The following is a 25541-nucleotide window of genomic DNA, read 5'->3' on the forward strand; positions in this document are numbered from 1 at the left end:
GATCATCATGAACCTGCAAGAACAGATCAAGCGTCTCATGGAGACGCGCACCGCCAAGGCCCTCGAGCTCGAAGGCGTGCAAAAGAAGGCCATGGACGAAGGCCGCACCAAAGACGAAAGCGAGCGCGAGACGTTCAAGGGCCTGACCACCGACATCAACCAGATCGACGCTGAGCTCGCTGACCTGCGTCAACTCGAGGGAATGCAGGTCGAGAAGGGTGTTCCTGCAGCTGGTGGCAACCCCGCTGCCGCGGCCGGCGCCCGCGGCTCAATCGCCACGGGTGGTGCTCCCGCCATTCACATGAAGAAGGACGCGGACGAGAAGTTCAAGGGCCAGAACTACACCCGCATCGTGATCGCGAAGGCACTCGCCCGCATCAACGACACGAACCCGTTGTTCGAGGCGCAGCGGCGCTGGGGTGAAACGAACCCCACGCTGGTGAACATCATCAAGGCGAACGAAGTGCCGGGCGGTGGCACCGGCGCGGGCGAGTGGGGCAGCGAACTGGTGGCGGTGAACAACCAGTACACCGGCGACTTCATCGAGTTCCTGTACGGCGCCACGGTCTACGACAAGCTACCGCTCCGCGAGGTGCCCGCGAACGTGATGATCAAAGGCCAGGACGGTGCGGCTACGGGGTACTGGGTGGGCGAATCCAAGGCGATCCCTGCCACCGCCATGGACTTCATGAACGTGACGCTGAGCCGCCGGAAGGTCGCCGCCCTGGCTGTGATTTCGAACGAACTGATCAAGGACTCGTCGCCTGCCGCAGAAATGCTGGTGCGTGATGCCCTGGTCAACGCCTCGGCGCAGCGCGTCGATCTGACGTTCCTTTCCGCTGCCGCTGCTGTTGCGGACGTTTCGCCCGCCGGTATCCTGAACGGCGTCACGCCGATCGCCTCGGCCGGCGACGACGCGGACGGTCTGCGCCAAGACATCAAGGCGCTCTATGCACCGTTCCTGACCGCGAAGAACGCCACCGGCCTGCAGCTCGTGACGAGCCCGACGCTCGCCAAGGCAATCCAGCTCATGACGAACGCGCTGAGCCAGACCGAGTTCCCGGGTATCACCACCGCCGGCGGCACGCTGCTCGGCGATCCAGTGGTGACTGGCGACAACGTCAACCCGGCCTGGCTGGTGCTGCTGAAGCCGAGCGACATCTATCGCATCGGCGACACCGGTGTCGAGGTGTCGATCTCGCGTGAAGCCATGATCGAGCAGAACTCGGCGCCGACTGGCGCGACTGACACGCCGGTCGCCGCTTCGCAGACGATGACCTCGATGTTCCAAAGCGAATCGACGGCCATCAAGGTGGTACGCCCGATTAACTTCGGCAAGCGCCGCGCCTCTGCCGTGGCCTATGTGAACGACGCGGCCTACGGCACTCCGCCCGCGCCCTGAGCGTAACCCGCCGGGCCCCTCGGGGCTCGGCTCTCAAATTCCTCAAGGAGCCGCCGTGCGTCAAGATCTCAAAGCCCTCAAGCCGTTCAGGTATGCAGGCCGTGCCCTGCAAGCCGGCGACCCTTTCAGCGCTTCCCGTCGCGATGCGCGCGTGCTGCATGCATTGGGCCGAGCGGCGCCTGCCGATTCCTACACAACCACCGCGGCGACTGTCCCGGTGACGAAGGCGCCCGCCACGACGGCTGCGCAAAAGCCTGCAGCCAAGAAGACGAAGGCGCCCGCGAAGTGAGCACCTTCGGCGCCTACCTTCGCGAGCAGCAAGTCCTGCAAGCGGCTCAGGTGAAGGCTGTTCCAACGGTGCAGCCGCGCGGGTTGGTCTCGCTGAACACCAGCGGCGCGTGGATCGACATCACCCCCGCTCAGCCGCCCGGTTACTTCCAGCTGGACATCAACGCCCGTCCCGAGACGGTGATGTCGCATCCAGCCGTCTTCTCGTGCGTGACGGTGATTTCCAACGACATCGGAAAGCTGCGCACTCGCCTGATGAAAGTAGACGCCGATGGCATCTGGAAGGAAGCCCAGAGCGCGGCTTACTCCCCAGTGCTGCGCCGCCCGAACAACTACCAGAACCACATCCAGTTTCGGCAATGGTGGATCATCTCCAAGTTGGTCTGGGGCAATGCCTACATCCTGAAGGTTCGCGATGGCCGCGGCGTGGTGGTCGGCATGTACATCCTCGATCCAGGCTTGGTCATGCCAATGATCGCGCCGGATGGAACGATCTTCTATCAGCTCGCGCAGGACAATCTTTCCGGCCTGCAGTTGCCTTCGGTGTTCGTGCCCGCCTCGGAGATCATCCACGACCGCATGAATTGCCTGTTCCACCCGCTGGTGGGCGTGTCGCCGCTGTTTTCTGCTGCGCTACCCGCCTCGAGTGGGCTGGAGATCCTGAAGGACTCGCAGCGCTTCTTCAAGCAAGGGGCTAAGCCCAGCGGGATCCTGGCCGCGCCTGGCGCGATCGGCGCGGACACTGCAAAGGAATTGAAGGAATACTGGAACGCCAATTTCACCGGCGCCAACTCGGGCAGGGTCGCGGTTGTCGGCGATGGGCTCAAGTACGAGCCAATCCGAATGACATCGGTCGATTCGCAGACGAAGGAGCAGCTCGGCCTGAGCGCCGACATGGTCGCCCAGGTGTTCCACGTCCCCGGGTTCAAGGTTGGCGGACCGATTCCCGCGGGTCAGAAGGTAGGCGACCTGAACCAGATCTATTTCAGCGATGCGCTGCAGTCGCTGATCGAGGAAATGGAAGCCAGTCTCGATGATGGCCTTTCGCTTCCAGCTGAGTACCGCACCGAGCTCGACCTGGGCAACCTGCTGCGCATGGATCCGGCCACCCAGGCGGACGTAACCGTGAAGCTGGTTGGCGGGGGCGTGATGACGCCGAACGAAGGCCGAGCAGATCACAACCTGCCGCCGCTTGTCGGTGGCGACACGGTCTACATGCAGCAGCAGGACTTCCCGCTGGATCAGGTCCGACTTAACAAGATCGAACCACCGGCACCGCCTCCGTCGCCCCAGGCGCCGCCGGCACCCGCGCCGGAGCCCGAGGAAGAAGATCTCTCAGAAGAAGAGCGGCGCGCGTTTGCCGACTACATCGCGAAGGAGCTTGAATGCGAGCCGACCTGAAAGCACTGGCCGACATCGTCATCCAGACCTTCCGCGCAGCAATTGCGCCGATCGCCAAACGATTGGACGAACTCGATCTGGTGGTGAAGGGCATCCCCGAAACTCTGGCGCCCCGTATCGAAGAGACCGTGAAAAAGGCTGTGGAAGCGATCCCGCTCCCAAAGGACGGGCAAGATTTCCCGGCCGAAGAGGTTGAGCGCATGGTGGCTACTGCCGTCTCGGCGATTCCGCCGCCTAAGGATGGCGAGCCAGGCTCAAGCGTAAGCATTGTGGATCTGGAGCCCGTAGTTGCGGAGGCAGTTTCTAAAGCGGTTGCCGAGATTCCCCCACCGAAAGACGGTGAAAGCGTGCCAGTCGAAGAGGTGCGTCGAATGATCGATGAAGAGGTGGCGAAGGCGTTGGCAGCCGTGCCGCCTGCCAAGGATGGTGAGCACGGACGCGATGCGTTGCAGCTCGAACTTCAGCCCGAGATCGAGGTGGAGAAGTCGTACCCGCGCGGCACCTATGCGCGACATGCCGGCGGCCTCTGGCGCGCATTTGAGGCCACGAAGGCGATGCACGGGTGGGAGTGCGTCGTTGACGGTATCGCCGACCTGCGCATCGAGCAGCCGAGCGGCCGTGAGTTCACGCTCGTGGCCCGCACATCGAGCGGTGCCGAAGTCTCGAAGTCGATCAAGGTTGCCGCGCTGGTGGACAAAGGCGTCTTTCGTGCGGACGAGGGCTACGAGGCCGGCGACGGCGTGACGTGGGGCGGCTCGTTCTTCATCGCGCAGAAGGATGCGCCCGTCGGCAAGCCAGGTGAGCCCGGTTGCGATGGCTGGCGGCTGGCCGTGAAGCGCGGGCGCGATGCAGGAAAGGGGGTTGCCGTATGACCATGCTGGTGACGCTTGAGCAGGCCTCCGATCACCTGCGCCGCGACACGGTAGACGATAGCGCCGACCTGACGCTGAAGATTCACGCTGCATCCGGTGCTGTGCTGCGCTACCTGAAGGGCGCCAACCATTTCCAGCCTGAGCTTGACGCCGAAGGAAACCCGGTGGTAGACGCCGACGGGAAGCCGGTCTACACGACCGAGGTGCTGTTTGAAGTTCAAGCCGCCGTTCTGCTGCAGCTCGGCTATCTCTACAAGGACCGGGACAACGACAAGGACCACGAGTACGAGCAGGGCTTCCTGCCGCGGCCCGTGACAGCGTTGCTGTACGGCCTGCGCACCCCGGCACTCGCATGACGCTCGGAGCTGGAAGTCTCAACCGCCGGGTCAAGCTGCAGCGCCTGGTGGAGTCGCAGGACCCGGTTACCGGTGCGGTGTCGAAGACCTGGCAGGACGTGGCGACCGTCTGGGCGAACGTGCGCTACCTGAACGGCGTCGAGACGCTGAAGGCAGACACGACGATCAGCGCGGCCAAGGTGTCGATCCGCATTCGCTTCCGCGCAGACGTGGTGGCGAAGTGGCGCGTGGTCTACGCGCTGACGAATTTCAACATCCTGGCCGTGCTGCCTGACGCGCAGGGCCGGGAGTACGTCGATCTGGCGTGCGACACAGGAGCGAACGAAGGATGACGAACCACATGAAGACAATGGCCGGACAGGGCGCCGACTTGCGCGACCTCCTGATGACCGAACTGAACATCCCTCGCTCGTCGAAGTGGTTCGAGGTGCGCTTCGGCGTCGACGAGCCTGTGACTGTGCGTTGCGAGTTCTACGCTGAAGAGCAGCCCGAGCACGAGGAAGAGCCCGATGTTCCGGATGCTCCCAACTACGGCGGGCTGAATGGCTGACACCCGAACCTTGCGCGGCCTAGACGACGTGCTGGCCAAGCTCAAGGCCCTCCCGCCGGAAATCGCCAGCAAGCGAGGTGGCCCGGTGAAAGCGGCGCTGCGCAAAGGCGCGGTCGTGATCCAGAAGGCGGCAAAGGCGAACATCCGCCGCATCACGCAGAAAACCGAGGACGCCGGCTACGCCAGCACCAAGACGCTTGAAAACGCTGTCGTCGTGCGCCGCGACCCGAATCCGCAGCGCAGCGGCGCGAACGAGCGGTATCGCGTGATGATCAGCCGCAAGAAGTATGCGGGCCGCGATACCAAGGCGGTGGCCACCGGCCGCTATCTGGAGATCGGGACCGAAAAGCAGAAGGCCGAGCCCTGGCTGACGCCGGCTTACATGAGCGAGCGCGAAAAGGCCCTATCCACTGTCGAGCAAGAGCTCGTTGCGGGCGTCAATCGTGCAATTGCCAAGGTCTCGAAAGGTGGCCGCTGATGCTGCCCCTGGTCTTCCCTCTTCTGAAGAACGCCGCGGCCGTCACTGCGTTGATCGGCACGAGCCCTGTGCGCGCGTACCGCCATGGCCGGGCGCCACAGGACGTGGCCGCCCCCTATGTCACATGGAGCGCGCCCGGCGGCACCGCTGAAAACACTTTCCAGGGTGCAGACGCAGACTTTTTCCGGGTGCAGGTCGATTGTTGGTCAGACGGGGATGCGGAGATTGAAGCGCTCGCCGCTGCGGTCCGTGCTGCGCTCGAGCCGGCTGCCTACCTGGTTGCCTACCTAGCGGACGACCAGGACGAGACCACCAAGCGATACCGCATCAGCTTCGCATTCGATTTCATCAAGCCGCGCTGAGCGGACAGATTTCAACCACCAGGCCGCAATTGAGCGGCCTTTTTTTTCGACCAAAGAAAGGCCATCACCATGGGCACCGTCATCAAAGCACAAGGCACCGACCTCTACTGGGCCACGGGCCCGACCGCCGTCGAGCGCGTTGTTTGCGCCACTGGCATCACCGGTCTGGGCGGCGCCCGCTCCCAGATCAATACCTCGTGCCTGGATAACACCGAAGACGAAACCTTCGTCGGCGGCCTCGGCACTCCTGGGCAAGTTACTGTGCCGTTCAACATCCACAAGGGTGAAACGGCGCACGAAGATCTGATTGCTCTCAAGGCTTCGGGTGCGAGCGTCTCCTGGGGTATCTACAGCTCCGATGCCTCCACGGTGCCGACCGCCGTCGCCTCAGTGATGCAGACGGTCGTCGATCGCGTCTCTGCCCGTTTCACCGGATATGTCGCGGACTTCAATCTCGACGTGGCCGGCAACGACATCTGGAAGGGCACGATCACCATTCAGCGCAGCGGACCTGTGCTCTGGGACCTGCTGACGGCATGAACGAATTCGACAACCTCTTCGTCTCGCCCGAGGTGCATGAGCGCACGGTCGAGCTCGCCGACGGCACCAAGCACATCCTGCACTTCCGCGAAGTCCCGGCGACGATCTTCCGCAAGTTCCAGATGGACGAGTCCTCCGACGACGAGGACGTGCGCGCGAACAGCATCGCGCGACTCATCGCGGCCAGCCTGTGCAAGGCCGACGGATCGCCAGCGATCTCCGTCGAGAAGGCCGCGACGCTCAAGCCGAACCCATCGAACGTGATCTTTTCGGCGGTGCTCTCGGTGAACGGGGTCGGCGCCAAGGGAAAAGCCCAGCCGCCGGGGGAACCGACTGGTTCTGGCACGTCCTCGCCCTTGCCCTCGGCGGCCGAACAGTAGAGGAATGGCAGGCCTGCATGACGCAGGCCGAGTTCCAGCGCTGGGGCGCATTTTTCCGAGAAAACCCCTTCGACGACTTCCACCGCTATCACCGCCCAGCCGGACTCATCTCGGTCAGCCTGGGTGGCGGCGACGTGCAGGACAAGCTGGACTGGCTAAGGCCTCCACCTGACACCGGGCATACGGGCGCGGACATGGACTTGTTCAAGGCCGCCGGCATCACTCCACCGAGAAAAGCAACATGACCATTGGCAGCATCGTCGTAGACCTGCTCGCTCGCACAGGCTCGTTTGAAACGGACCTGAACCGAGCCGCCAAACAGGCGGAGAAGCGCGCGAAGGAGATCGACGCCGCTGTTTCGAAAGCCGGTGCCGCGGTGGGGACGGCGCTTGGCGCGGCAGGCATCGCCGCCGTGTACTTCGGCAAGCAACTGATCGACGGCCTGGACGCGCTCAACGACGTGGCGGATGCCACCGGCGCCAGCATCGAAAACATCAGCGCCCTTGAAGACGTGGCGATGCGTACCGGCAGCAGCATGGATACCGTCACCGGCGCGCTCGTGAAGTTCAACAATGTGCTCAAGGAGGTCGATGGCAAGAACGCCGCATCGCAAGCGCTGAAGGCTCTGGGCCTGGACGCCCAAGAACTGAAGCGAATGGATCCGGCAGAGGCGCTGCACCGTACCGCTGTTGCGCTCGCTGGCTTCGCCGACGACGGCAACAAGGCGCGGCTCGTTCAGGAGTTGTTCGGCAAGTCGATTCGCGAGGTTGCGCCTCTGCTGAAGGATCTGGCCGAGAAGACCGAACTCGTGGGCACGGTGAGCGCGGAGCAGGCAGCCAACGCTGAGATTTTCAACAAGCAGATCTTCGCCATGAAGGCGAACGCCACCGAAGCTGCACGCTCGATCGTCGGCGACCTTCTGCCGGCGCTGAACCAGTTTCTTCGAAACGCTGCCGACATCAAGAAGATGGGCGGCTTCGGCCTGATCGTCAAGGACGCTGCGAAGGACATGATCGGCCTCGGCAGGATGACCGGCGACAACGGCGCGGACATCAAGCGCCTCATGGCAGAGCGCGACAAGCTGCAGGGCGAGATGGACAAGGAGGCTCGACCCCTTGTTCGTGCCAACGACAGCCGCAAAGGCGACATCGAAGAGTTGAATCGCTATCTGGCCTTGCTTCGGATGAAGCAGCGCAACGAGATCGAGCTGGCGAATACGGGACAGGATTTCGGCGACGCGGTATCGCGGCGCACGAAGAAGCCGCCATCGCTCCCCGAGATTGCCGCTGTCAAGGACCCCAAGAAGGCCGGCGGGCCTAAGGAGTCGGAATACCAGAAGTATCTCGAGAACCTGGGCAAGGAGCTCAGCCGGACTGAAGAGCTCACGCGCGCCGGCATGGTGCTCGCCGACATCCAGTCTGGCCGGCTCAAGCTGCTGAAAGGCGAGAGCGCCGAACCGCTGCTTGCCATCGCGCGCGAGATCGACGCCAACAAGGAGCTGACCGAAGAGAAAAAGCGCCGGGTTGAGTTCGACAACCAGCTTCGTGAATCCGTGCTCCAGGACATGCAAACGCAGGAGCAGCAGGTCAAGACGCTGGATGAGGGCAACAAGGCAATGCGCGAAGAGATCGAACTCATCGGCAAAAACGCCGAGGCGCAAGCCGCCATCGAGCAGGCCAGGCTCAGCAGCGCGATCGCGATCAAGGAGGAGCAGCTGGTCCGCTCAGCCAACACAGAATTCCTGAGCCGTGAATCAGCTGCGCTTCAGGAGCAGATTCGACTGCTGACCGAGCGCCGTGACCTGGTGGGCATGAAAGGGGCCGCTGAGAAGTTGGCGGACGACGCCAAGAAGACCGAAGACCTCGCCAAGAGCATCGGCGCGGCGTTCTCCAGTTCGTTCGAGAAGGCCATCGTTGACGGCGACAAGCTGAGTGACGTGCTCAAGGGGCTCGCCAAAGACATTCTGTCGCTGACCTTGCGCCAGGCCTTCACCGCTCCCATGGCTGAGGCCATCGGCAAGGGCGTCAGCGGATTCGATTTCAGCAGCATCTTCGGGGCCATCGGCGGGCTGTTCGGTGGCAAGTTCGCTGAAGGGGGCTCGCCGCCAATGGGAAAAGTTTCTATCGTCGGCGAGCGCGGCCCCGAGCTCTTTGTACCCAATACGGCCGGCAAGATCATCCCGAACCACGCGCTAGGTGGTGGCGGCGGCGCTGTGACGGTTGTTCAGAACTTCACCGTGGGCGACGTGGCCACAGAGGCGACGGTGCGGCAGGCGGTGACGAATTCCGAGCGCCGCATCGCTGGCCAGATCGGCCGCAGCCGTCAGTACGGAGGCGCACTCGCATGAGCCTCATCGCGCTTCCAGCCGGGCTCTGCCCGAATTCTTTCTCGCTGCGGCAAAAGACGAATCAGCGCATGTTCGAGTCCCCCTTCGGAGGGAGTGAGCAGGTGATTGACATGCTGAACGATCGGTGGATGGTGTCAATGTCGCTGCCCAACAGGCTGCACGCCGACGCCGCGCGTGTAGAGGCATTCATCGCTGCGCTTCGCGGCATGACCAACACCGTGGCCCTCTACCATTGGGCCCGCAAGCAGCCGAGGGGCACCATGCGGGGAAGTCCTTCATGCGGAGCGATTTCCGCAGGCGCGCAGACGATTTTCATCGGCAGCGCGGGCGCAGGAGCCACCCTGCTGGCAGGCGACATGATCGGCATCGCAGGATTGCTGCTGCAGGTGGCGTCGGATGTGACAGCCGACGGCGCCGGCCTTATGCCCTTCGTCCCATTGGTCAACAGCGTGCGAAAGGACATCCCGAGCAATACGCCCGTGATCTGGGACAAGCCGACTGCACCGTTTCGGCTCGCGTCTCAGTCGGCCGTTCAGTACATCCCAGGTTATGCGCCGGAAGTGGCGCTCGACTTCGTGGAGTCCATCGTATGAGGACGCTCGCCCCTCAGACGATCGACACCCTCAATGCGTCGATGCTGACGATCGTCCAGCTGGTGTACATGGAGTTTCCAGGCTTCCCAGTCGCCCTGAACTCTGCGAACCGCCCCATTGCTTACAACAGCGTGATGTACGAAGGCGCAGCCGGGCTCGGCTCCGTTGGCGCGGTCGAAGACTCTTCCGGGGAGGTGAAGGGGCTGCAGTTCGAGTTGTCCGGCGTACCAATCGAATACATGGCATTGGCGCTGGATGACGCGGCGATCGTGCAGGGCACGCCCGTGACGATCAGGCTCGCCATTCTCGACGCGGTCGGTCAGGTCATCGAGGCGCCGATCGACTGGATAGGCCGGATGGACACGATGAGCATCCAGGAGGACGGGGAGACCTGCTCCATCGCCGTCACCGCTGAAAGCTCGGCCGTGGATCTGCTGCGCGGCAACGCGCTCACGACCAGCAACGCCGACCAGCAGTTTCTCTACCCCGGCGACCGGGCGTTCGAATACGTCGCTTCGCAGGCCGGGACCCCCGTGGTCTGGCCGACCAAGCAGCTCTTCATGGCGATGCGGTGATGAGACTCCCGGACTGGCAAATGCGCTTCGCCGAATTCGGCAAGCAGCGGGCAGCGATGCCTTTTGAGTGGGGCTCGAACGATTGCTGCTCTTTCGCGGCTACTGCCGTCGAAGCGATAACTGGCGTCAACCCAATGGTTGGAATCGCCCCCTACGACAGCGCCATCGAAGCCGCGCGCATGACTGAAGAGGGCGGCGGTTTGGCCCAGCTCGCCACATCGCTACTTGGTTCGCCGGTGTCCCCTGTCATGGCGGCGGTGGGCGACGTTGTGCTTGTGATTAATGTGGGTCGGGAGATGCTGGGTGTCTGCAACGGAGTCAACGTCGCGGCGCCCGGTGCCGCCGGCATGGTCGCGCTTGGCATGGACGCTGCTCTCGCGGCCTGGAAGATCTAATGCCACAAGCACTGGTTTACGTCTTTACGGCTATCGGAGCTTCCGTCGGTGTGGCCACTGTCGCGGCCTACGCCATCACGCTTGTAGGCACGCTGGCGCTCTCGAGCTACCAGAAGCGCAAGGCGGATCGACTCGCGCGGGCGCAATTCGACGCTGCACAGGTCGACCGCCTGGCCAACGTGCCAGGCACCGTCGCGCCGCGAGAACTCGTGCTCGGTCGGGTGCGCAAGGGCGGGCATGTTTTCTACCGAACCAGTGTCGGACAGTACAAAGAGTTGTTCATCATGTGCATCGCGGTGGCGTCGCACGAGATCGACGGCATCGAACAGGTCTATTTCAACGATCAGCCTGTCACGCTCGATGTTGACGGGAAGGTGACGACGGCGCCCTATGGCGTTGCATCGAAGATCAGCACTCAGCAAACGCTTCCCGGTGCGGTAACCGTCTTGGCTCAAACGCCGATCGACGGAGGCGCCTCGCTCAGGATCGATCGAATCTTTGTTGGTGGGGGCGGGCGTACCGAAGTCACGGGCTTTACCGTCTCCGGCAATGTCGTCACGATCACCGAAGACTTTCTGCCCGGCCGGATTTACACGGCTTACTACCAGTACTCGGGGTTCAATTCGTTCGCCCATGTGCGCTGGCACCTCGGATCGCCCGGCCAGGCCGCGGATGGGGCACTTATCCAGCAGCTGGGCGGCGCCTGGACCGAAGAACACCGTGCCGCCGGCATCGCCTATCTGGTCTGCAGCTTCGCGTACAACGACACCGCTTTCCCTTCTGGAATTCCGAATGTGACCGTCCGCATGCGCGGCGCCAAGGTGTACGACCCGCGGACCGGCACTACTCAGTTCACCGAGAACCCGGCGTTGATGATGCGGCACGTCATGCTGCATCCGCAGTTCGGCAAGCGCACTGCCATGACCGCCGCGGAGGATGCACGGATCATCGCGGCGGCCAATACCTGCGACCTTCCGATCAGCTATTTCGGCACGGACATGGTGGAAATGTTCCGGGCATCGTGCGTCTTCCCCTTCGGGACAGCTGCTCGTGATGTCCTGGATGACATGTCGCAGGCGATGGGGGGTGAGTGGGCCTATGCAGCCGGCGAGTTCTTCGTGCGCGCAGGCAACTATCAGCTGCCCGTCATGGACTTCTTCGACAAGGACTTGGCAGTTGTGCAGCGGTCGAACGACGGCTCCACTTCTCAGAACGGAATCTCGATCAGCCCACACCGCGCACGAAATGACAAGTTCAATACCGTGGCAATCCGCATCTGGGACGAGGCGGCCAACTACGTACAGACTCCGATCACGCCCTTCCGCGCGGATGCCCTGGTTGCGGCCGATGGTGCGGAGATTTCCCAGGAAGTCACGATGCCGGCAGTCTTCTATGCCGGGCAGGCGTTCCACATCGCCGGCATCATGTTGCGAGACAGCCGCGACCCTCTGACTATCTCGCTGCCGCTGAAGATGTCCGCCTATGCAGTCGAACTTTTCGACACTGTGACGGTGACGCTGTCGCGCTATGGCTGGGTTGGCAAGCCGTTCCGGGTGATCGGCCGCACTTTCTCTGCAGGCGGCGTGGTGCAGGTGCTGTTGAAGGAAACGAACCCTGCGATCTACCAGTATGGCGGAGGGTTCCAGCCGCAGGGCTACGCGCAGAACAGTGGACTTCCGAAGCCGTGGGACATCGACCCTCCGACCATCACCGACATTTCGAGTGGGGAAGGCGAACTCATCATTCAGAACGACGGCACGGTCGTGAACGGTGTTCGCGTGACTTGGACGCCAGTGGCTGATCAGTCGATCGCCAATGGCGGCGAGATCGAGGTTCAATACCGGGTGCTGCCAGAACCATCCTATCGAAGCCTGGTCGTGCCGGGGGACAGCACGGAAGCGAAGTTCACGGGGGCGGAGGATCTTGCATTCGTCCTGATCCGAGTGCGCAGTCGCAACAGCCTGGCGGTGAGCGATTGGAGCTTCGAAGAGATGCACCAGGTGATCGGCAAGACGGCGCCACCGCCCAACATCGAGAATCTGACCATCTCCGGAAGCGTCATGTCTTGGACCATGCCGCGGCGCGTGCCTGATCTGGCTGGCTTTGTCTTCCGGTTCCAGTACGGCAACAACACCGATTGGGGTAGCGCGGCGCCTCTGCACAACGGCCTGATCACTGAATCGCCGTATGACCTTGTGACCCGGCCCGGCGGGGTGGTGACGATCATGGGGAAGGCACAGGACACGAGCGGAAACCAGTCACAGGCCACGGCCAACATCGTGATGAACCTGGGCGATGCGCCGATTGCCAACATCATCGAGCAGTGGGACTTCAAGGCCATGGGCTGGCCCTACCAGGCGGGAGAGCAGAGCGGATGGACGCTCGTGTCCGGAGACCCGACGGCGGACGCACTAGATTCTCTGTACGGCACCGACGACCAGAGCTTCTACGGCGCCGATCTTGATCCGTTCTACGACGCGAGCGCTTATGGGCAGATGGTTTATGTGACCGAAGAGATCTCGATCAACTCGGCCCTTGCCGGATCAATCATGACCTTGGCGACTCAAACGCAAGGCACAGATCTTCATGTCGACTATCGCCTGGCTGGCCCTGGCTCGTTGTACGGTTCCGACTCCGATCCGATGTACGGGCCAGATGCCGAACCCTTTTACGATGGCCCAGGAGAGTGGCAGCCGTGGCCTGGACAACTGGCGGTCGAAAACGAGGTCTACCAGTTCCGCGTGACCATCGGAGCCGGCGTGGATCGTGGGATCTTGCAGCAGATGGTGCTGACCATTGATGCCCCAGACATGGAAGAGGAAATTCCTGATCTGGTCATCAATGCCGGGGGTACTGCGATTCCGTACACGAAAAACTTCACCTACATCAAGACGGTGCAGGCCACGTTGCAGGCCAACGCCAGCGGTGCAGAAACGCTGCAGGTCACCAAGACCACGCCGCTGATCCCATTCGTCAAGGCTTACAACGCCGCCGGGGCTGCGGTCTCAGGCGCCACAGCCGACATCACGCTCAAGGGCTACTAGCTCCACACCTCTACAGATTCAGGCCGCCTCCGGGCGGCTTTTTTATTTTCGAAAGGCAACACCATGTCGGCATTTCCCGCACGCACCACGCTTGCAGACACCTACCCGAATCCTTCAAATGCGGTCTTTCGAACCGGCATCGGTGAGTTTTACGATGCGACGACTGGGTTGCTCGGCACGACTGGCAACCAGGCCGAAGCCCGCGACCTTCTCGGCATCGGCGGCATGCAGCAATACCGACTAACGAAGTCGGGCGCCAATCTTCTGCTATCCCGCTACGGTGGCAAGTTCCTGACGGTGAACAACGTCAACTGTGCCATTCCGGCGGCCGGTGTGACTTTGGCGCCAACCGGGGCGGTCTCGGGCACCTCATACTTCGTTTACGCAACCGCCGCAGCCGGAGTTGTCACCGGGCTGGAATTCTCCGCCACGGGCTATGTGATCGACACGACCTCGGGCGTGCCGGTGAAATCGTCAGACCCTACGCGCACGCTCGTTGGCCTGGTGCGTGCCGTCGGCGGCCCTGCATGGTCCGACATCGCGGCTCAGAGGTTTGTGATCAGCTGGGCGAACCGGCGCCCGATTCGCTGCTTTGCGACCAGCGCTTCCGCGGTGAATATCGCTACCTCCGCCCCGACGCCAATCATTCCGTTCATGGAGTTTTTGACGTGGGGTGATTCATGCGTTTCGGCCCAACTGGCCGCCACCGTCACCAACACTACGGCCAATGCGCTCACTTTCACAGGGTTGGCGCTAGACAGCAACACCACCATCTCCATGCCGGCACTGGTGTTCCAGGCGTATGCGGGAACTGCAAGCGGCTACGCGGCCGGCGGAAAAGTCTTTGAGCTTGCTGAGGGCTACCACTACATCTACACCTTGGGCTATGTGTCTGGCGGCACCGGGACGTGGTCGGCGGGGCTCGAGCACAACGCTGTCATCCAAGGTTGACGCGGTGAAAAAACTTCCAAGGGGTGGTGAATGAACGGGCAGCCGTCAGTAACCGATGCTGTGGGCTTCGGAATCTTCCTGGCCGGCCTTGTCTACGCCCCCAACGTGGCCGCTGTCGTCGGTCCGTATATCGTGATCGTGCTCGCCTCGGTCATCGGCGCATCGTTCGCCCTGAAGCGCCGGGAGAAGACAACACGCCTCGTGGCCGTGTGGTATTTCCTCCGGGTCGCCGGATTGGCTGTGCTGATTACCGTGAGCCTGGCAGGCATCGGCAGCAGCTACTACAGCTCTCTCACCGAGCGCGTGCTGATCACTCCCGTGGCGTTGCTGATCGGTGCGATAGGAGACGACTGGCCATCTCTGTTGCGCAGCATCGTGCGCATCTTCTTTCGCGCCATTGACCTTGCCCGAGGCAAACCTGACGCGGACAAAGGGGAGTCCTCATGAACTGGGATCTAGCACGCCTCTGCGCGGTGATGACATGGCCGGCAAGCGCAGCGCTCATCTTCATCACTTGCTGCCGCCTCAATGCTATGCCCAAGAACACCAGGCTGCCGGTGGTCATCGAGTACGCCGTATGGGCGGCCATCGGGGCAGCGATCCCGATGCTTCCCTTGGCCGGAGAGTGGCCCGGCCCAGGCATGGTGGCCATCGCGTACGGCCTGGTGGTGGTGCTGCTGTGCAGTGCGCGGGCCTGGGCTGGTGACGTGGCGCCAGACGAAGCTACCGACAACGCCCCGCTCGGCAACGAACCGGAGATCCGCTAATGAACGCAAACCGCAAAGCCTTCCTCGACATGCTCTCGGTGAGCGAGGGCACCAGCACCAGTCCGATCACTCAGAACGATGGCTACGACGTGATCGTCACCGGCGTCGGTGGACCCGAGGTCTTCACTGACTACTCACAGCACCCCTTCGTGAACCGGAAGCCCAAGCAAGTCAAGGGTTCGTTGTATTCGACCGCTTCCGGCCGCTATCAGCACATGCGCGTGCACTGGGAGCACTATCGCGATCAACTGGGACTGCCGGACTTCGGGCCTGAATCCCAAGACCGTTGGGCTCTTCAGTTGATCAAGGAGCGTGGCGCACTGCGACTCATTGATGCTGGCAGGTTCGATGAAGCGGTCGCGCGCGTGCGCAACATCTGGGCCAGCCTGCCTGGCGCCGGCTACGGCCAGCCAGAGCACGGCATCGAGAAGCTGCGCGCCGCTTACGTGGCCGTCGGCGGGACGCTGTCATGAAGTGGTGCACCTACTGCGGCATGCAGGGCCACTGCGCCTCGGAATGCACTCGGAGGTTCCAGCTATGCCGTTGACATGGCTGCTCACCAACTGGAAGCTGATTCTGGTTGGACTTCTGCTTGCGTTGCTCGGACTCCAGACCATGCGTGTTGCCGAGCTAAAAGAAGATGCTGCCGAAAAGAAGGCGGCTGATGCCGAAACCCGACTGCTCGCTGACCGCGCGCAGCGCGCTGAAGAACAGCGCCGCGCCGCGGTCGCCGCCAAGGAGACTCAAGATGCCCAAGTCAAAATCAATGCTCTCGAAGGCGATCTTCGCCTGGCTCGTGATGCTTCTGACGGGGTGCGCGATGCAGCCGCCGGCGCCGCCGTTCGAGCCCGCGCGCAATCCTGTGCTATCAACCCAAGCCAGGGCAAGCCTAGTGTCGACGCCCTCGATCTGCTCGTCGACGTGCTCGGCAGGGCTGACCGCAGAGCGGGGGAGTTGGCAGAGTACGCTGACCGGCTCCGCATTGCCGGCCTCACCTGCGAGCGTACCTACGACGCGCTGACGAAGTGAACGGCGATCAATTGCGGGTGCCGCGCACCCAGTACTGACCGCCCAGCGGTAGCCACCCCAGACCGCTTTCGATCCAAGCCAAAGCCGACAGCTTAGGCGGAATGAAAAGGCAGTAGTTGGCTGCCGTGACGGCCATCGCGGCTTTGCGCACTAGGGACTTCGTCTCGCTGGGCTTGAGCAGCACAGCATCTGCATCGTATGGGCAGTTGTTGACGATCCGTCGCGTGATGGGGTTGTAGGGGTTGTGCTCGAAGATGTAGAGCTCGCCGCCAGGTCTGAGGCGCTTCGCGAGCGTCGCTGTGGCCGCCTCCCGCTGCGCTGGCGGGATGTGGTGATAAACGCTGGCGACGAAGACCATGTCGAACAGTTCGTGCATCTCGCCGTCGTCTTCAAGGAAGAATGGCACGCCCGGGTTTTCTGCGCGAGCAAGTTCCAAACTGAGCGGCGAAACATCCGAGCCTTCGACGACCGCCTCCGGAAAGGTGGCTCGCAGGAAAGGAATGTTGCGACCGATGCCGCACCCGTACTCAAGAATTCTGGCGGGCTTGATGCGAGTGGTCTTCTGTACCAGCTTCACCTTGTAGCGAGCAAAGTAGGCTTCGTCTGCAGAGAAAAATCCGACGCTCTCGCGAAGCAGCTCGTTGTAGTTCTCTGCGTGCTCATCGAAGTTGACCTTGTTCATGGGTGCGCTCCTTCGAGTTGAAGCATCCTCTATTTGGCCGCACGAGGAAAGCCCCAGCCGAGATTGCGAAGCTCGCCGGCCCCTGGCGGCTGTAGAGCCGGCGCCCCAGAAAGAACTGGAGGCGCGGGCTGCGCTGTGGATGCGCCTACGGGTGCGAGAAATCGAAGCGCATGGGAGCCGATCGACTCTTGGCCTCGATGAGACCGAATTTGCGTGAGAGGGATTACGTTCCGCGCCAGCGATGCTCCACGCTCAGTTCGCGCGCATTCATCAGTCGCGTCCTGCCATCAAGAATTTCAATATTTGATTGCATCTGTTACATTCACCGCCAATTGGCCGAACTAGCAGTAATGATGACCGTTTTTATCCAAGTTAAGGTGCAGAGTAGTTAAGCATTAGTTTTTCTGCAATTGAAAACTTTTTGATCATCTTGTTCGCGTCACTCCATCACCGGTCTCTCTCGCATTCAGAAGGAAGAAAATGATCAGAACGATCCGCAGTTCGATTTCCATATGGAAATGTGCACTGCCGCTCATGGCGGCAATAGCAGGAGCTTCATCGCAGGCATCACCTGGATTTAGCGTGAGTGACAACCTCGGTATGCAGCCGCCGCCCACGCTGCAATACATGGTTCCTCTCGCCGCCCAAGCGAATACGACCTCGCTTTGGATTTTGAAGCACAACACTGCGGGGGATAAACAAGCCGGGGTCATGCCGGGAACAAGCCCATCCACGACTGTTTTAAAAAACGGCACCCTTGTTACCGCTTTTCAAGCCAACACGGGAAAACTTTTTATCCTCGGGCCCAGTGGAGCGCAAGATTGGGGACTCGGCATGATGGCTGGCACCAGCCCAAGCATCACCGCGACACGCAACGGATTCCAGGTAGCGTTTCAGGCCGACACAGGAAATCTTTGGATTGTTGGAGAGGGCGGTGCCGGCGATACCCGCATGGGAATGATGCGGGGCACCAGCCCATCCATCACAACTCTCTATAACGGTGCAACCGTTACCGCGTTCCAAGCGAATACAAGCAATCTATTCACCACCGGATTTTACGGAACGAAGGATTGGAACTTGGGCATGATGGTGGGCACGAGTCCGAGCATCACCGCCCTTGGGAATGAGTTCCAAGTCGCAGTTCAGGCGAATACAGGTAATCTGTTTACTGTCGGATATGGCGGAGCAGGCGACACCGGCCTCGGCATGATGACTGGAACCAGTCCGTCCATTACGACCTTGGCCATTGGTGCGAGCATCACCGCCTTCCAGGCCAACAACGGCAATCTGTATACGACCGGATATGGAGGCGCGAAAAACTGGGGTGTGGGAATGAGGGCTGGCACAAGTCCAAGCATCACAACGGTCCAGATCGGGGGAACCGTCACAGGCGTGATCGGTATGCCTCTGGACACGTATCAAATCGCGTTCCAAGCCAATACCGGCAGTCTATGGACAGTTGGCTATGGCGGCAGTGGTGACCATAATTTTGGCATGGCACCGAACACAAGTCCTTCGGCTGTGCCCATGGTTCTTTACTCGATTCCTCAGGTGGACAATCGGCCCATAAATGTGACGATCCCTCCATATCCCGTTTGGAGATGGTGAGAGTGAGGTAGTAATTCCCTCTTCCGATCGCAAAGGCCCCCAGCATCTAAGCGAGGGGGCTTTTTCATTGGTGGCGAACCTGAGCTGTGCTTTGGCCTGAGCGCTACGGAGCGTGCCGACTCGCGGAAATCGATGGGCGGTTCAACTTGGCTCATGGTTTGTCGCCGCAGCAGCCTCCAGCAGCTTTAGCGAGAGGGCGCCAGGCAAGCTGTGCACCTCGCAGTACCAGACTTGGTAACACCATCGTCCGTTGACCTGCTCAGTCCCGGCAAAGCTGATGGTGTCGAATGCGCAGGCGACCACGTTGGGGCGCCAGAGGATGCCCAAAGGTGGCGGCATGGTGTCTGGGCGCGCCTCCCAAAGGCCGAACTGGTCCCTTCCTTCCACGGTCCGCAGTGTCAGCATTCCACACAGCCACGGCTGATCAACGAACTCCCGCTTGCTCAACCGGGTGCCGCCGCGGTAACGGGGTCTCATCTTCACTCGCATGACACGTCCTTTGCGGCGGCCGGCCGGAGCACAAACCAGTGGGGTGCGTCCTCGTCAAGGTTCCAAGCATCAATTGGGTTGGCGACAACACACAGCGTGGCGAAATGCCAACCCACGAGCGTGCGCCGCAAATTCATCGCATTGGGCCGGGTAGGTACGATGTCACCGAGGCGTTCAGGTGGCAGTTCCAGGGGGCACCCTTGGGGACCTCGCCTGGCGTCGGATTTCTTCTTCAGGGGCACATACCCTTTGGACGACTTACCGCCCAAGACAACACGATCTGTGTTTCTGCCGTGTCCAACATTCGCATCGAGGTGGATTTACTCGAAGGCGACTGGACAGCCGCCTCGGCTGCGCTAGGGCGCCGGCTACGGATACGAGAAATCAAAGCGCATGGGGCTGATCGACTCTTCAAAGACAAGCTCAAGGCAGCCGAGGAAAAGTTAAAGATCGTGAATGAGGCGCTTGAACAGCAGGTCGCCTCAAAAGGCCTTTAATTCCTCTGGAGGTCATATCGCCCGCGTCCGGGTCAGGCAGCAGTTGAAGCTGGCGCAGGCTCTGGCATGTCCTCGATCCTTGCGATCTCGGCATGCCCATGTTCCGTGATGCGCGTCACGGTGGCCGCCCGTGACGGGGTGTACCGGGCGGTGGCCTCCAAGGCGCCAATCTCGGCTTCGACCAGACCCGTCGCTGTAAGCACCGAGACGTATCGGACTTCTTCAGGTTCGAAGACCCGAACAGGAAGCTCTTCAAGCTGCAGTTGCAGCAAAAACCACAGCGGCATCCGACTCCCTAGACGAGTTCGGGCGTGCTGGATTCGAAGGCGCTTGGCTTCCTCGCGCAGCCACTGAGCGTCTTCAGAGAGCTGTCTCACGACCGCGTTGAGCGCAGCGATCCTTTCCCCCACATCGGAGGACGCTTCGTTGTGAACTAAATCATTCGTCATTGGGCTCAAATGTGATAATTTCACATTGATCGTACGCTTGGTTACGATTGGGCTGCTTGGTAGTTTCCAGAGCTGGACAACTCTCAGCAGGTACGTTGTGAGCTCACATCTTGGATGTCTAGAAAATGAATCGAACCGGTGCTGTTCTCGGCAAAGAAGCGGGTTTGGCCACGCTGCGCGAGCTTCTCCATGAAGCAGAGCACGGCGCTTTGAATTGCATGGCGCTTCGCGTGTATCGCGCAGACGGCGGCTCAGATGACCTCGTGCTGGGAGGGAGCGCGAAAGAACAGGCCAAGGCGCTGGGTGATCTCCTCGCGATGAAAGATTGAGCGTCGGCGCGCCAGGCCTCAGCGCTACTCGGAGGCTTGGTGCTCCACTGGGACCACGTGCCACACCTGACGGTGCTCGAACACGCGCAGCTGGCCGTTGGCGTGCTGAGCCTCCAACTCGGTGCCGGAGATCAGGAAGCCCGGCCCCTTGAACGGCATGATCACGGGATCGGTCAGGCGCCCGCGGCTTGCCATCTGCGCAGTCCCGTGGCTGACATAGAGGCTGACCTCCACCAGGTTGCGCGCTGAGTTGTTCTTGTCTCGGTCAGATTCCAGGATGGTGACGGTGTAGCGCTCGGCCGGCATTCGCTCGCTGGGTTTCAGCCGCAGGCCGTTGCGCATGAGGAAAGTGACGTCAGCGAAGAACATGAACGTGCGCCCCGAAACGGGCAAATACAGGAGCAGGCATCACGGGTCTTAGTACCTTTGTACTGTACAAATATACAGTATTCTGGTGATAATGGACCCATGGAAAACGTGCCTGCATCCCTCTGGATTGCCGCCTGCGCGCACCGGCTGCAGCAGCGGTGGCATACCGTTGATCCGCTCGAGCTGGAGGATGTCGCTCGCGACTTGTGGCTCGACGAACGGCTGCGAGCGATGCCGCCAGACCAAGCGGCCATCGACTGGCTGCGGCCGATCAGTGCCGGAATCAATTTACCTGGCTAGCCGGTTCCTTCCTCGCGAATGCGGGCGTCCCACATCTTTGCGAGTTCGGCAAAGCCGTCCTCCTTGATCCGGATCACCGTGGCGGCACGTGGAGCTGCGTAGCGACCAGTTGAATCGAGAGCTTTGATCTCTGCTTCGATCAAACCGGTAGCCAACAGCACCGCGACCGCCCGGATGTCCTCCGGATCAGCAACACGCAGTGGAAGCTGCGCATGCAGCAGCCTTATCAGGAACAAGAGAGGCATTCGAGTCTCCGAGTGCCGGCGCTTGTTCTTCGGGCTGCCAAAAATGCCGGCCATTTCTGGTCGGCGGAATGTAGCTACAAGTGAAACTCAGTTTCAACTAATTGGTTATGTTTTAGAAGCATTTTGTGAAATACATCACGCTATTGGCTGGGCGCAACACCGGTCGAGGGGCTGCACAGTCGAGATCGTCTGACGTTCTCACGTTCGAACCGGAGCGACTATCGAACCATGCAACCACTCCGCAGAATCGCCGTAACCGTCCTTGAAGAGGAAGAGGGCGCCTACCGCTGGCGCCTGGTCGAACTCGAAGGGGAGAGCTGGTATGTCCTAAGCCAGCAGGCGCGATCCATGAAGACTTACAAGGCCGCGATGGCGGCTGGTCTGCTTGAGCTGCAGAAGATGATCGATGACCTGGACGTTGGGCCGCGGGACGAGGAGCCTGAGCCATCAAAGGCCAAAAGAAGCGGGCCTGTGTTTGGCTTCGGATTTGGGCTGCCGAAGCTGGGGTGAGCACAGGCAGTGCGCATTAGTACGCTTGAGGCCCGCACCGAGGCCAACTGCTATTTGAGAATCAGAATTCCGCCTTTGCCGTATCTGAGCACCAGAGAGCCAGACTCGAAAGAAAACGTGGGCTCTTCTTCCTTGGATCGTAGGGCGCTGTACTTGATCATCGCAAATAAGCTGCAGGAGGTCCGATCGCAGCCGTAGTACCACGCTTCTACACGACCTATGCCAGATCCTCGCGGCCCGTAGAAGCCGTAGATGTCGCCGAAATCCTTGGGGCCGTTTGCAACGGTTTCTTTGCGCATTGCGTAGTCGTCATAAGACTTCGTAAACCATGCCTTCGCAGCATTGAGGTTTCGAAACTCCATTGGCGCGTTATGGGCGCTGGCGCTTGTCGCGACAGCCAGCAAGAGTAGAGAGGCTAGTCGAAGCAGTCGGCTTCTTTGCATGACTTTGAGTTACTCGCGTGTTGCAACAAATGCAGCATATCCTGCGCCGCCGGTCTTTGGCTTTGGATTGCCCGAGATCAATTGGAGACGTTCTACCAGCCTGACAAACGCGACGCTGCCAAGGGAGGGCGTCTGCGCGACTGAGCTTTTTTTTGCCGTCTCGTTTGTCAGGCATTGGGGACGTATCCGATGGGCTGACAAGTACTTGCGGTGCTTTAAACGCCCTCATGGGGTGCAAGGGGTCGAAGGTTCGAATCCTTTCACACCGACCAGTATTGACGGGGGTTAGCAGCGTAGTAGTTGCTAACCCCTTTGTCATTTTCGGCGCCCGTGCCCTTCCAGTGCCCTAAATTGCGCAGGTGCAATGATGCGCATAGGCGTACAAATGGCGCGGCCAGCCGCCATACTACCGGCAGCCGACGATAAGGGGGTATTTACGTGCCTTTGGTTATCGTCGGTTGGGCCGCGGCACTGAACCCTGGCATTGTTCCAAGCTGGCTTCTCGTTGGCGCGCAACCGTTTCACCGTTCTTCACAGCCCTAAGCGCAGGTAACACCGCGCGCCGTGCGCTGCAGTGTCGCGGGACCTTCGATGAGAGATAGTGCAAGGTCGGCCCAACTGGTCTCAATCTTCAGCGGCGTGCTCGCGAAGGCGGTTCGTTGGGGTAAAGCAAAAAAAGTGGTTCTGCATATGCGGATTTCGCGCTTTGTTTCTCGCACCCCGGGCCAAAGAATGTTGGCGCACTCCCTTATTCGCTTCTCACGCTGCTGAGGAAAAGGCGCGGCACGGAGCGACCGCGGGCGGAGTGCCAACTTGCCTGCTCCCCCCGAAAGCGGTCCACGCAAACTCCAACGAAAACGCCATACATGAGCTCTCCTTTATCGACAACGCCCGATTGACCTGCTCGGTTTAATCGAGACAGTTTTTCCTCAATCCCGTGGCTGGTGTGCCGATACCAGTTGATCTCGGCCGCAGAGTCGCCTACTCAGGCCGAGTGCCATCAAAGGCCTTTTGCAAGAGTTCCCTGATCTCGCCTAGCTGTGCTGCGCCGACCTCTCTCGGGTTCCAGTACGGGCTATTCACAACGAGGTCTGCGGCACGGTCGAGATCATCCTCCTTCATGTCGATGTCGCGCAGCGCCACCGGCGCCCCGTTGTCTCTCGCCAGATCGAACAGGCCCGCTGCGGCGCTGCTTTGCACTGTTGTTCCGAGTGCGCGCTGGACGCGGGACATGGCTGCAGGCACCACCGACGCGTTGAAAGCAATGGCGTGAGGCAACACCACCGTGTGCACCTCGGCATGAGGCAGGTTGAAGCTTCCACCCAGGGTGTGGCAAAGCTTGTGGTGCAGCGCCATGCCCACGTTGCCGAGCACCGTTCCGCACAGCCAGGCGCCATACAACGCGTCTCCGCGCGCATCGATATCGTCGCTGCGCCGGCGGATTGCCGGCAGCGCCCTGGCCAGCGCGCGGATGCCTTCCTCGGCCATCAGCTCCATCACCGGATTGCCGTCGCGCGCATACAGGCCTTCGGCCGCATGCGCAATTGCGTTCATTCCGCTCGTCACGCTCAGGGAAGCCGGCAGCGTCAGCGTCAACTCCGGGTCGTAGATCACCGTGCGGGGTAGTACACGCGCGTCCCTGCCGGTCTTCTTCAAGCCGCCCTCGGTGATGCCGTAGATGGGCGTCATCTCGCTCCCGGCGTAGGTCGTGGGAATCGCAAGAATCGGCAAGCCGGAGTCGAGCGCGATGGCCTTGCCCAAGCCGGTGGTCGAGCCACCGCCGATGGCAACGGCGCAGTCCGCGCCCAGGCGGCGCGCCTCGTCACGGGCTTCGCGCGCCGTCTCGATGGGCACGTGCATGACAGCGCGCGCAAAGATGCCTGCTGCGCGGCCGCCAAGACGCTCGGCCACCAGCTGCGCCTGACCCTGCTGCTCTGGCGTGCACAGCACCAGCGCTCGGTGCGCACCGAGCAGTTCGATCTCGCGCTCCAGATGCGCCAAGGCCCCGGCGCCGAACACCACCCGCGACGGTTGGCCGTTGTAGACGAATTCCTTCATGCGATCTCCGCTGTGTCGCGCTCAGCCCAGGCTCTGCCGGCCTGGATTGCGTAATCCACCTGATGCCGGGCTATGCGGACGCCAGCCAGCGCGTCGCGCGCCCGCAGATGTTCTGGATGCACGGCATATGCGGCCAGTGCTTCCCAGGATTCGAACTCGCTGTACAACACGACGTCGCAGGCATAGTCCACTCCGCTAGCGTCCTTGCCGACTTCTAGGTGAAGCAGTCCGGGAACACGGCCACGCAGGCCGTGGAAGCAGCTTCGCAGACGCTCGATGTTTCCCTGTTTCTCCTCGACCGTGGTGCCGCTCACGTCCCACATGACGATGTGCCGAATCATTGCGCGTCCTTTGCAGATTACGAGTGAGGAAGGATGCTTAGGCATCCGCGGTGTCTTGCTTGGTGGAGTTCAGAACGAAGTCGTATTCAACGACATAGGAGCCATCGGACTGCTGCTTCCAATCGGCGATCAGCGACTGGCGCACGCCGAACACGGCGTCCGAATCCAGATACTGGTCGTCGCTTCGGAACAGGTGCGTGATCAGCTTCTCGTAGCCGTCCGCCGTGATCAGGAAGTGCAGGTGCGCGGGACGCCAGGGATGCCGGCCTGTGGCCTCCAGGAGATCGCCCACCGGCCCATCGTGCGGAATGGCGTAGGGGACCGCCAGGATCGAGCGGAAGTGGTAACGGCCCTCGCTGTCGGCGTGCACGATGCCGCGCGCCTGCGCATGGCCGAGCTCCGGGTGCTGCACGTCGTACAGACCGTCTTCGTCTGATTGCCACACGTCCATGTGAGCGTTGGCGACCGGCTCGCCGCCGATGCCACGCACCGTGCCGCGTACCAGGCACGGTATGCCGTGCGCACCATTGGAGATGTCCGCGCCAGATTCGTAGTGAGGCGCCCCTTCCACGTGGAACGGACCGAAGACGGTCGCCTCGGTGCAGCCGGCGGGTTTGTCGTTGTTCTGCGCCACCGTCAGCATCGACAGGCCTAGCACGTCCGACAGCAGGATGAACTCCTGGCGCTTGTCGTCGGTGATGTGGCCGCAGCGGGTCAGGAACTCGATGCCCTTGAACCACTCTTCTTCGGTCAGCTCCACCTCGCGTGCAAAGGCATGCAGGTGCTGCACGAGACTGTCCATGATGCGCTTGAGCCGCGGGTCAGCCGCCTGCGCCTGGCGCGCAAGCACGGCGTCGGTGATGGTGTGATGGTCCAGATTGCGCATGATGG

The 25541-nt window shown here is 61.5% G+C and carries 35 protein-coding genes; 27 read left to right on the forward strand and 8 right to left on the reverse strand.

Going from position 1 to position 25541, the window contains the following annotated elements:
* The first annotated feature begins 7 nt into the window (after positions 1-7).
* The 22 genes from ABIC94_RS10660 (at position 8) to ABIC94_RS10765 (ending at position 16330) form a co-directional block, all read left to right on the forward strand.
* Positions 8-1402, forward strand: coding sequence for a phage major capsid protein (locus tag ABIC94_RS10660; RefSeq protein WP_354372980.1), 1395 nt, complete (start codon positions 8-10; stop codon positions 1400-1402).
* Positions 1403-1457: 55 nt separating this feature from the next.
* Positions 1458-1691, forward strand: a complete 234-nt coding sequence (locus ABIC94_RS10665; protein ID WP_354372981.1) for a hypothetical protein — start codon at positions 1458-1460, stop codon at positions 1689-1691.
* Entirely contained in the window at positions 1688-3091 is a 1404-nt protein-coding gene (locus ABIC94_RS10670) for a phage portal protein (protein ID WP_354372982.1), read from the forward strand. The genes ABIC94_RS10665 and ABIC94_RS10670 overlap by 4 nt, the downstream gene beginning before the upstream one ends.
* Positions 3076-3963 carry a phage portal protein gene (locus tag ABIC94_RS10675; protein ID WP_354372983.1) on the forward strand — a complete coding sequence of 296 codons (888 nt, stop codon included), beginning with the start codon at positions 3076-3078 and terminating at the stop codon, positions 3961-3963. Before ABIC94_RS10670 ends, ABIC94_RS10675 begins: the two co-directional genes overlap by 16 nt.
* Entirely contained in the window at positions 3960-4319 is a 360-nt protein-coding gene (locus ABIC94_RS10680; protein WP_354372984.1) for a head-tail connector protein, read from the forward strand. Before ABIC94_RS10675 ends, ABIC94_RS10680 begins: the two co-directional genes overlap by 4 nt.
* Positions 4316-4651, forward strand: coding sequence for a phage head closure protein (locus ABIC94_RS10685; protein ID WP_354372985.1), 336 nt, complete (start codon positions 4316-4318; stop codon positions 4649-4651). The genes ABIC94_RS10680 and ABIC94_RS10685 overlap by 4 nt, the downstream gene beginning before the upstream one ends.
* A gap of 8 nt (positions 4652-4659) precedes the next feature.
* Positions 4660-4869: a hypothetical protein gene (locus tag ABIC94_RS10690; protein ID WP_354372986.1), complete on the forward strand. Its 210-nt coding sequence runs from the start codon at positions 4660-4662 to the stop codon at positions 4867-4869.
* On the forward strand, positions 4862-5347 hold the full coding sequence (locus ABIC94_RS10695) for an HK97-gp10 family putative phage morphogenesis protein (protein ID WP_354372987.1): 486 nt from the start codon (positions 4862-4864) through the stop codon (positions 5345-5347). The genes ABIC94_RS10690 and ABIC94_RS10695 overlap by 8 nt, the downstream gene beginning before the upstream one ends.
* Positions 5347-5709, forward strand: a complete 363-nt coding sequence (gene gp17, locus ABIC94_RS10700) for a tail completion protein gp17 (protein ID WP_354372988.1) — start codon at positions 5347-5349, stop codon at positions 5707-5709. The genes ABIC94_RS10695 and gp17 overlap by 1 nt, the downstream gene beginning before the upstream one ends.
* A gap of 69 nt (positions 5710-5778) precedes the next feature.
* Positions 5779-6249, forward strand: a complete 471-nt coding sequence (locus ABIC94_RS10705; protein ID WP_354372989.1) for a phage tail tube protein — start codon at positions 5779-5781, stop codon at positions 6247-6249.
* Positions 6246-6629 carry a hypothetical protein gene (locus ABIC94_RS10710; RefSeq protein WP_354372990.1) on the forward strand — a complete coding sequence of 128 codons (384 nt, stop codon included), beginning with the start codon at positions 6246-6248 and terminating at the stop codon, positions 6627-6629. The genes ABIC94_RS10705 and ABIC94_RS10710 overlap by 4 nt, the downstream gene beginning before the upstream one ends.
* A 17-nt stretch (positions 6630-6646) precedes the next feature.
* Positions 6647-6874, forward strand: a complete 228-nt coding sequence (locus ABIC94_RS10715) for a phage tail assembly protein T (RefSeq protein ID WP_354372991.1) — start codon at positions 6647-6649, stop codon at positions 6872-6874.
* Positions 6871-8976: a hypothetical protein gene (locus ABIC94_RS10720; RefSeq protein WP_354372992.1), complete on the forward strand. Its 2106-nt coding sequence runs from the start codon at positions 6871-6873 to the stop codon at positions 8974-8976. The genes ABIC94_RS10715 and ABIC94_RS10720 overlap by 4 nt, the downstream gene beginning before the upstream one ends.
* Positions 8973-9569, forward strand: coding sequence for a hypothetical protein (locus ABIC94_RS10725; RefSeq protein WP_354372993.1), 597 nt, complete (start codon positions 8973-8975; stop codon positions 9567-9569). Before ABIC94_RS10720 ends, ABIC94_RS10725 begins: the two co-directional genes overlap by 4 nt.
* Positions 9566-10144 carry a hypothetical protein gene (locus tag ABIC94_RS10730; protein ID WP_354372994.1) on the forward strand — a complete coding sequence of 193 codons (579 nt, stop codon included), beginning with the start codon at positions 9566-9568 and terminating at the stop codon, positions 10142-10144. Before ABIC94_RS10725 ends, ABIC94_RS10730 begins: the two co-directional genes overlap by 4 nt.
* Complete coding sequence (locus ABIC94_RS10735) at positions 10144-10539, forward strand: DUF6950 family protein (protein WP_436317982.1); 396 nt, start codon at positions 10144-10146, stop codon at positions 10537-10539. Before ABIC94_RS10730 ends, ABIC94_RS10735 begins: the two co-directional genes overlap by 1 nt.
* Entirely contained in the window at positions 10539-13583 is a 3045-nt protein-coding gene (locus ABIC94_RS10740) for a phage tail protein (RefSeq protein ID WP_354372996.1), read from the forward strand. Before ABIC94_RS10735 ends, ABIC94_RS10740 begins: the two co-directional genes overlap by 1 nt.
* Before the next feature lie 63 nt (positions 13584-13646).
* The gene (locus ABIC94_RS10745; protein WP_354372997.1) at positions 13647-14534 is read left to right on the forward strand and encodes a hypothetical protein; all 888 of its coding nucleotides are present in this window, start codon (positions 13647-13649) and stop codon (positions 14532-14534) included.
* A 30-nt stretch (positions 14535-14564) separates the two neighbouring features.
* Positions 14565-14981: a hypothetical protein gene (locus tag ABIC94_RS10750; protein ID WP_354372998.1), complete on the forward strand. Its 417-nt coding sequence runs from the start codon at positions 14565-14567 to the stop codon at positions 14979-14981.
* Positions 14978-15301: a hypothetical protein gene (locus tag ABIC94_RS10755; RefSeq protein ID WP_354372999.1), complete on the forward strand. Its 324-nt coding sequence runs from the start codon at positions 14978-14980 to the stop codon at positions 15299-15301. Before ABIC94_RS10750 ends, ABIC94_RS10755 begins: the two co-directional genes overlap by 4 nt.
* On the forward strand, positions 15301-15774 hold the full coding sequence (locus tag ABIC94_RS10760) for a glycoside hydrolase family 24 protein (protein WP_354373000.1): 474 nt from the start codon (positions 15301-15303) through the stop codon (positions 15772-15774). Before ABIC94_RS10755 ends, ABIC94_RS10760 begins: the two co-directional genes overlap by 1 nt.
* Before the next feature lie 64 nt (positions 15775-15838).
* Complete coding sequence (locus tag ABIC94_RS10765; protein WP_354373001.1) at positions 15839-16330, forward strand: DUF2514 family protein; 492 nt, start codon at positions 15839-15841, stop codon at positions 16328-16330.
* A gap of 7 nt (positions 16331-16337) precedes the next feature.
* On the opposite strand, the gene ABIC94_RS10770 is transcribed toward ABIC94_RS10765, so the two are convergent.
* Positions 16338-17012 carry a class I SAM-dependent methyltransferase gene (locus ABIC94_RS10770; RefSeq protein ID WP_354373002.1) on the reverse strand — a complete coding sequence of 225 codons (675 nt, stop codon included), beginning with the start codon at positions 17010-17012 and terminating at the stop codon, positions 16338-16340.
* Between the two features lie 480 nt (positions 17013-17492).
* Here ABIC94_RS10770 and ABIC94_RS10775 point away from each other — a divergent pair, with 480 nt between their 5' ends.
* Together ABIC94_RS10775 and ABIC94_RS10780 are read left to right on the forward strand one after the other, a co-directional pair.
* Positions 17493-18620: a hypothetical protein gene (locus ABIC94_RS10775; protein ID WP_354373003.1), complete on the forward strand. Its 1128-nt coding sequence runs from the start codon at positions 17493-17495 to the stop codon at positions 18618-18620.
* Positions 18621-19402: 782 nt separating this feature from the next.
* On the forward strand, positions 19403-19606 hold the full coding sequence (locus tag ABIC94_RS10780; protein ID WP_354373004.1) for a hypothetical protein: 204 nt from the start codon (positions 19403-19405) through the stop codon (positions 19604-19606).
* A 32-nt stretch (positions 19607-19638) separates the two neighbouring features.
* Here the strand turns inward: ABIC94_RS10780 and ABIC94_RS10785 are convergent, their stop codons facing one another.
* A complete protein-coding gene (locus ABIC94_RS10785; protein ID WP_354373005.1) occupies positions 19639-20055 on the reverse strand; it encodes a hypothetical protein in 417 nt (138 codons plus the stop codon).
* Positions 20056-20180: 125 nt separating this feature from the next.
* Between ABIC94_RS10785 and ABIC94_RS10790 the strand changes: the two genes are divergently transcribed.
* Positions 20181-20384, forward strand: coding sequence for a hypothetical protein (locus ABIC94_RS10790; protein WP_354373006.1), 204 nt, complete (start codon positions 20181-20183; stop codon positions 20382-20384).
* Between the two features lie 24 nt (positions 20385-20408).
* Here the strand turns inward: ABIC94_RS10790 and ABIC94_RS10795 are convergent, their stop codons facing one another.
* The gene (locus tag ABIC94_RS10795; protein WP_354373007.1) at positions 20409-20753 is read right to left on the reverse strand and encodes a hypothetical protein; all 345 of its coding nucleotides are present in this window, start codon (positions 20751-20753) and stop codon (positions 20409-20411) included.
* Between the two features lie 99 nt (positions 20754-20852).
* Between ABIC94_RS10795 and ABIC94_RS10800 the strand changes: the two genes are divergently transcribed.
* On the forward strand, positions 20853-21053 hold the full coding sequence (locus ABIC94_RS10800) for a hypothetical protein (RefSeq protein WP_354373008.1): 201 nt from the start codon (positions 20853-20855) through the stop codon (positions 21051-21053).
* Here ABIC94_RS10800 and ABIC94_RS10805 read toward each other — a convergent pair.
* Positions 21050-21352, reverse strand: coding sequence for a hypothetical protein (locus ABIC94_RS10805; RefSeq protein WP_354373009.1), 303 nt, complete (start codon positions 21350-21352; stop codon positions 21050-21052). The genes ABIC94_RS10800 and ABIC94_RS10805 overlap by 4 nt on opposite strands.
* 174 nt (positions 21353-21526) lie before the next feature.
* On the opposite strand from ABIC94_RS10805, the gene ABIC94_RS10810 reads away from it, so the two are divergent.
* Positions 21527-21808, forward strand: a complete 282-nt coding sequence (locus ABIC94_RS10810) for a hypothetical protein (RefSeq protein ID WP_354373010.1) — start codon at positions 21527-21529, stop codon at positions 21806-21808.
* Between the two features lie 50 nt (positions 21809-21858).
* Here the strand turns inward: ABIC94_RS10810 and ABIC94_RS10815 are convergent, their stop codons facing one another.
* The 4 genes from ABIC94_RS10815 to ABIC94_RS10830 form a co-directional block, all read right to left on the reverse strand.
* Complete coding sequence (locus ABIC94_RS10815; protein ID WP_354373011.1) at positions 21859-22170, reverse strand: hypothetical protein; 312 nt, start codon at positions 22168-22170, stop codon at positions 21859-21861.
* Between the two features lie 1062 nt (positions 22171-23232).
* A complete protein-coding gene (locus ABIC94_RS10820; protein ID WP_354373012.1) occupies positions 23233-24309 on the reverse strand; it encodes a maleylacetate reductase in 1077 nt (358 codons plus the stop codon).
* A complete protein-coding gene (locus ABIC94_RS10825; RefSeq protein ID WP_354373013.1) occupies positions 24306-24650 on the reverse strand; it encodes a Dabb family protein in 345 nt (114 codons plus the stop codon). The genes ABIC94_RS10820 and ABIC94_RS10825 overlap by 4 nt, the downstream gene beginning before the upstream one ends.
* Positions 24651-24687: 37 nt before the next feature.
* Entirely contained in the window at positions 24688-25536 is an 849-nt protein-coding gene (locus ABIC94_RS10830; RefSeq protein ID WP_354373014.1) for an intradiol ring-cleavage dioxygenase, read from the reverse strand.
* Positions 25537-25541: the final 5 nt, after the last annotated feature.

It is taken from the genome of Variovorax paradoxus (genome assembly GCF_040544635.1).
In the GTDB taxonomy this organism is placed as follows: Bacteria; Pseudomonadota; Gammaproteobacteria; order Burkholderiales; family Burkholderiaceae_C; genus Variovorax; species Variovorax paradoxus_R.

What these genes read in the sequence shown, in the direction of transcription:
- ABIC94_RS10660 (WP_354372980.1), top strand. Translation starts at nt 8, where the DNA reads ATGAACCTGCAAGAACAGATCAAGCGTCTCATGGAGACGCGCACCGCC.
- ABIC94_RS10675 (WP_354372983.1), top strand. Translation starts at nt 3,076, where the DNA reads ATGCGAGCCGACCTGAAAGCACTGGCCGACATCGTCATCCAGACCTTC.
- ABIC94_RS10680 (WP_354372984.1), top strand. Translation starts at nt 3,960, where the DNA reads ATGACCATGCTGGTGACGCTTGAGCAGGCCTCCGATCACCTGCGCCGC.
- ABIC94_RS10685 (WP_354372985.1), top strand. Translation starts at nt 4,316, where the DNA reads ATGACGCTCGGAGCTGGAAGTCTCAACCGCCGGGTCAAGCTGCAGCGC.
- ABIC94_RS10690 (WP_354372986.1), top strand. Translation starts at nt 4,660, where the DNA reads ATGAAGACAATGGCCGGACAGGGCGCCGACTTGCGCGACCTCCTGATG.
- ABIC94_RS10695 (WP_354372987.1), top strand. Translation starts at nt 4,862, where the DNA reads ATGGCTGACACCCGAACCTTGCGCGGCCTAGACGACGTGCTGGCCAAG.
- gp17 (WP_354372988.1), top strand. Translation starts at nt 5,347, where the DNA reads ATGCTGCCCCTGGTCTTCCCTCTTCTGAAGAACGCCGCGGCCGTCACT.
- ABIC94_RS10705 (WP_354372989.1), top strand. Translation starts at nt 5,779, where the DNA reads ATGGGCACCGTCATCAAAGCACAAGGCACCGACCTCTACTGGGCCACG.
- ABIC94_RS10710 (WP_354372990.1), top strand. Translation starts at nt 6,246, where the DNA reads ATGAACGAATTCGACAACCTCTTCGTCTCGCCCGAGGTGCATGAGCGC.
- ABIC94_RS10715 (WP_354372991.1), top strand. Translation starts at nt 6,647, where the DNA reads ATGACGCAGGCCGAGTTCCAGCGCTGGGGCGCATTTTTCCGAGAAAAC.
- ABIC94_RS10720 (WP_354372992.1), top strand. Translation starts at nt 6,871, where the DNA reads ATGACCATTGGCAGCATCGTCGTAGACCTGCTCGCTCGCACAGGCTCG.
- ABIC94_RS10725 (WP_354372993.1), top strand. Translation starts at nt 8,973, where the DNA reads ATGAGCCTCATCGCGCTTCCAGCCGGGCTCTGCCCGAATTCTTTCTCG.
- ABIC94_RS10730 (WP_354372994.1), top strand. Translation starts at nt 9,566, where the DNA reads ATGAGGACGCTCGCCCCTCAGACGATCGACACCCTCAATGCGTCGATG.
- ABIC94_RS10735 (WP_436317982.1), top strand. Translation starts at nt 10,144, where the DNA reads ATGAGACTCCCGGACTGGCAAATGCGCTTCGCCGAATTCGGCAAGCAG.
- ABIC94_RS10740 (WP_354372996.1), top strand. Translation starts at nt 10,539, where the DNA reads ATGCCACAAGCACTGGTTTACGTCTTTACGGCTATCGGAGCTTCCGTC.
- ABIC94_RS10745 (WP_354372997.1), top strand. Translation starts at nt 13,647, where the DNA reads ATGTCGGCATTTCCCGCACGCACCACGCTTGCAGACACCTACCCGAAT.
- ABIC94_RS10750 (WP_354372998.1), top strand. Translation starts at nt 14,565, where the DNA reads ATGAACGGGCAGCCGTCAGTAACCGATGCTGTGGGCTTCGGAATCTTC.
- ABIC94_RS10755 (WP_354372999.1), top strand. Translation starts at nt 14,978, where the DNA reads ATGAACTGGGATCTAGCACGCCTCTGCGCGGTGATGACATGGCCGGCA.
- ABIC94_RS10760 (WP_354373000.1), top strand. Translation starts at nt 15,301, where the DNA reads ATGAACGCAAACCGCAAAGCCTTCCTCGACATGCTCTCGGTGAGCGAG.
- ABIC94_RS10765 (WP_354373001.1), top strand. Translation starts at nt 15,839, where the DNA reads ATGCCGTTGACATGGCTGCTCACCAACTGGAAGCTGATTCTGGTTGGA.
- ABIC94_RS10770 (WP_354373002.1), bottom strand. Translation starts at nt 17,012, where the DNA reads ATGAACAAGGTCAACTTCGATGAGCACGCAGAGAACTACAACGAGCTG.
- ABIC94_RS10775 (WP_354373003.1), top strand. Translation starts at nt 17,493, where the DNA reads ATGATCAGAACGATCCGCAGTTCGATTTCCATATGGAAATGTGCACTG.
- ABIC94_RS10785 (WP_354373005.1), bottom strand. Translation starts at nt 20,055, where the DNA reads ATGACGAATGATTTAGTTCACAACGAAGCGTCCTCCGATGTGGGGGAA.
- ABIC94_RS10790 (WP_354373006.1), top strand. Translation starts at nt 20,181, where the DNA reads ATGAATCGAACCGGTGCTGTTCTCGGCAAAGAAGCGGGTTTGGCCACG.
- ABIC94_RS10795 (WP_354373007.1), bottom strand. Translation starts at nt 20,753, where the DNA reads ATGTTCTTCGCTGACGTCACTTTCCTCATGCGCAACGGCCTGCGGCTG.
- ABIC94_RS10800 (WP_354373008.1), top strand. Translation starts at nt 20,853, where the DNA reads ATGGAAAACGTGCCTGCATCCCTCTGGATTGCCGCCTGCGCGCACCGG.
- ABIC94_RS10805 (WP_354373009.1), bottom strand. Translation starts at nt 21,352, where the DNA reads ATGGCCGGCATTTTTGGCAGCCCGAAGAACAAGCGCCGGCACTCGGAG.
- ABIC94_RS10810 (WP_354373010.1), top strand. Translation starts at nt 21,527, where the DNA reads ATGCAACCACTCCGCAGAATCGCCGTAACCGTCCTTGAAGAGGAAGAG.
- ABIC94_RS10815 (WP_354373011.1), bottom strand. Translation starts at nt 22,170, where the DNA reads ATGGAGTTTCGAAACCTCAATGCTGCGAAGGCATGGTTTACGAAGTCT.
- ABIC94_RS10820 (WP_354373012.1), bottom strand. Translation starts at nt 24,309, where the DNA reads ATGAAGGAATTCGTCTACAACGGCCAACCGTCGCGGGTGGTGTTCGGC.
- ABIC94_RS10825 (WP_354373013.1), bottom strand. Translation starts at nt 24,650, where the DNA reads ATGATTCGGCACATCGTCATGTGGGACGTGAGCGGCACCACGGTCGAG.
- ABIC94_RS10830 (WP_354373014.1), bottom strand. Translation starts at nt 25,536, where the DNA reads ATGCGCAATCTGGACCATCACACCATCACCGACGCCGTGCTTGCGCGC.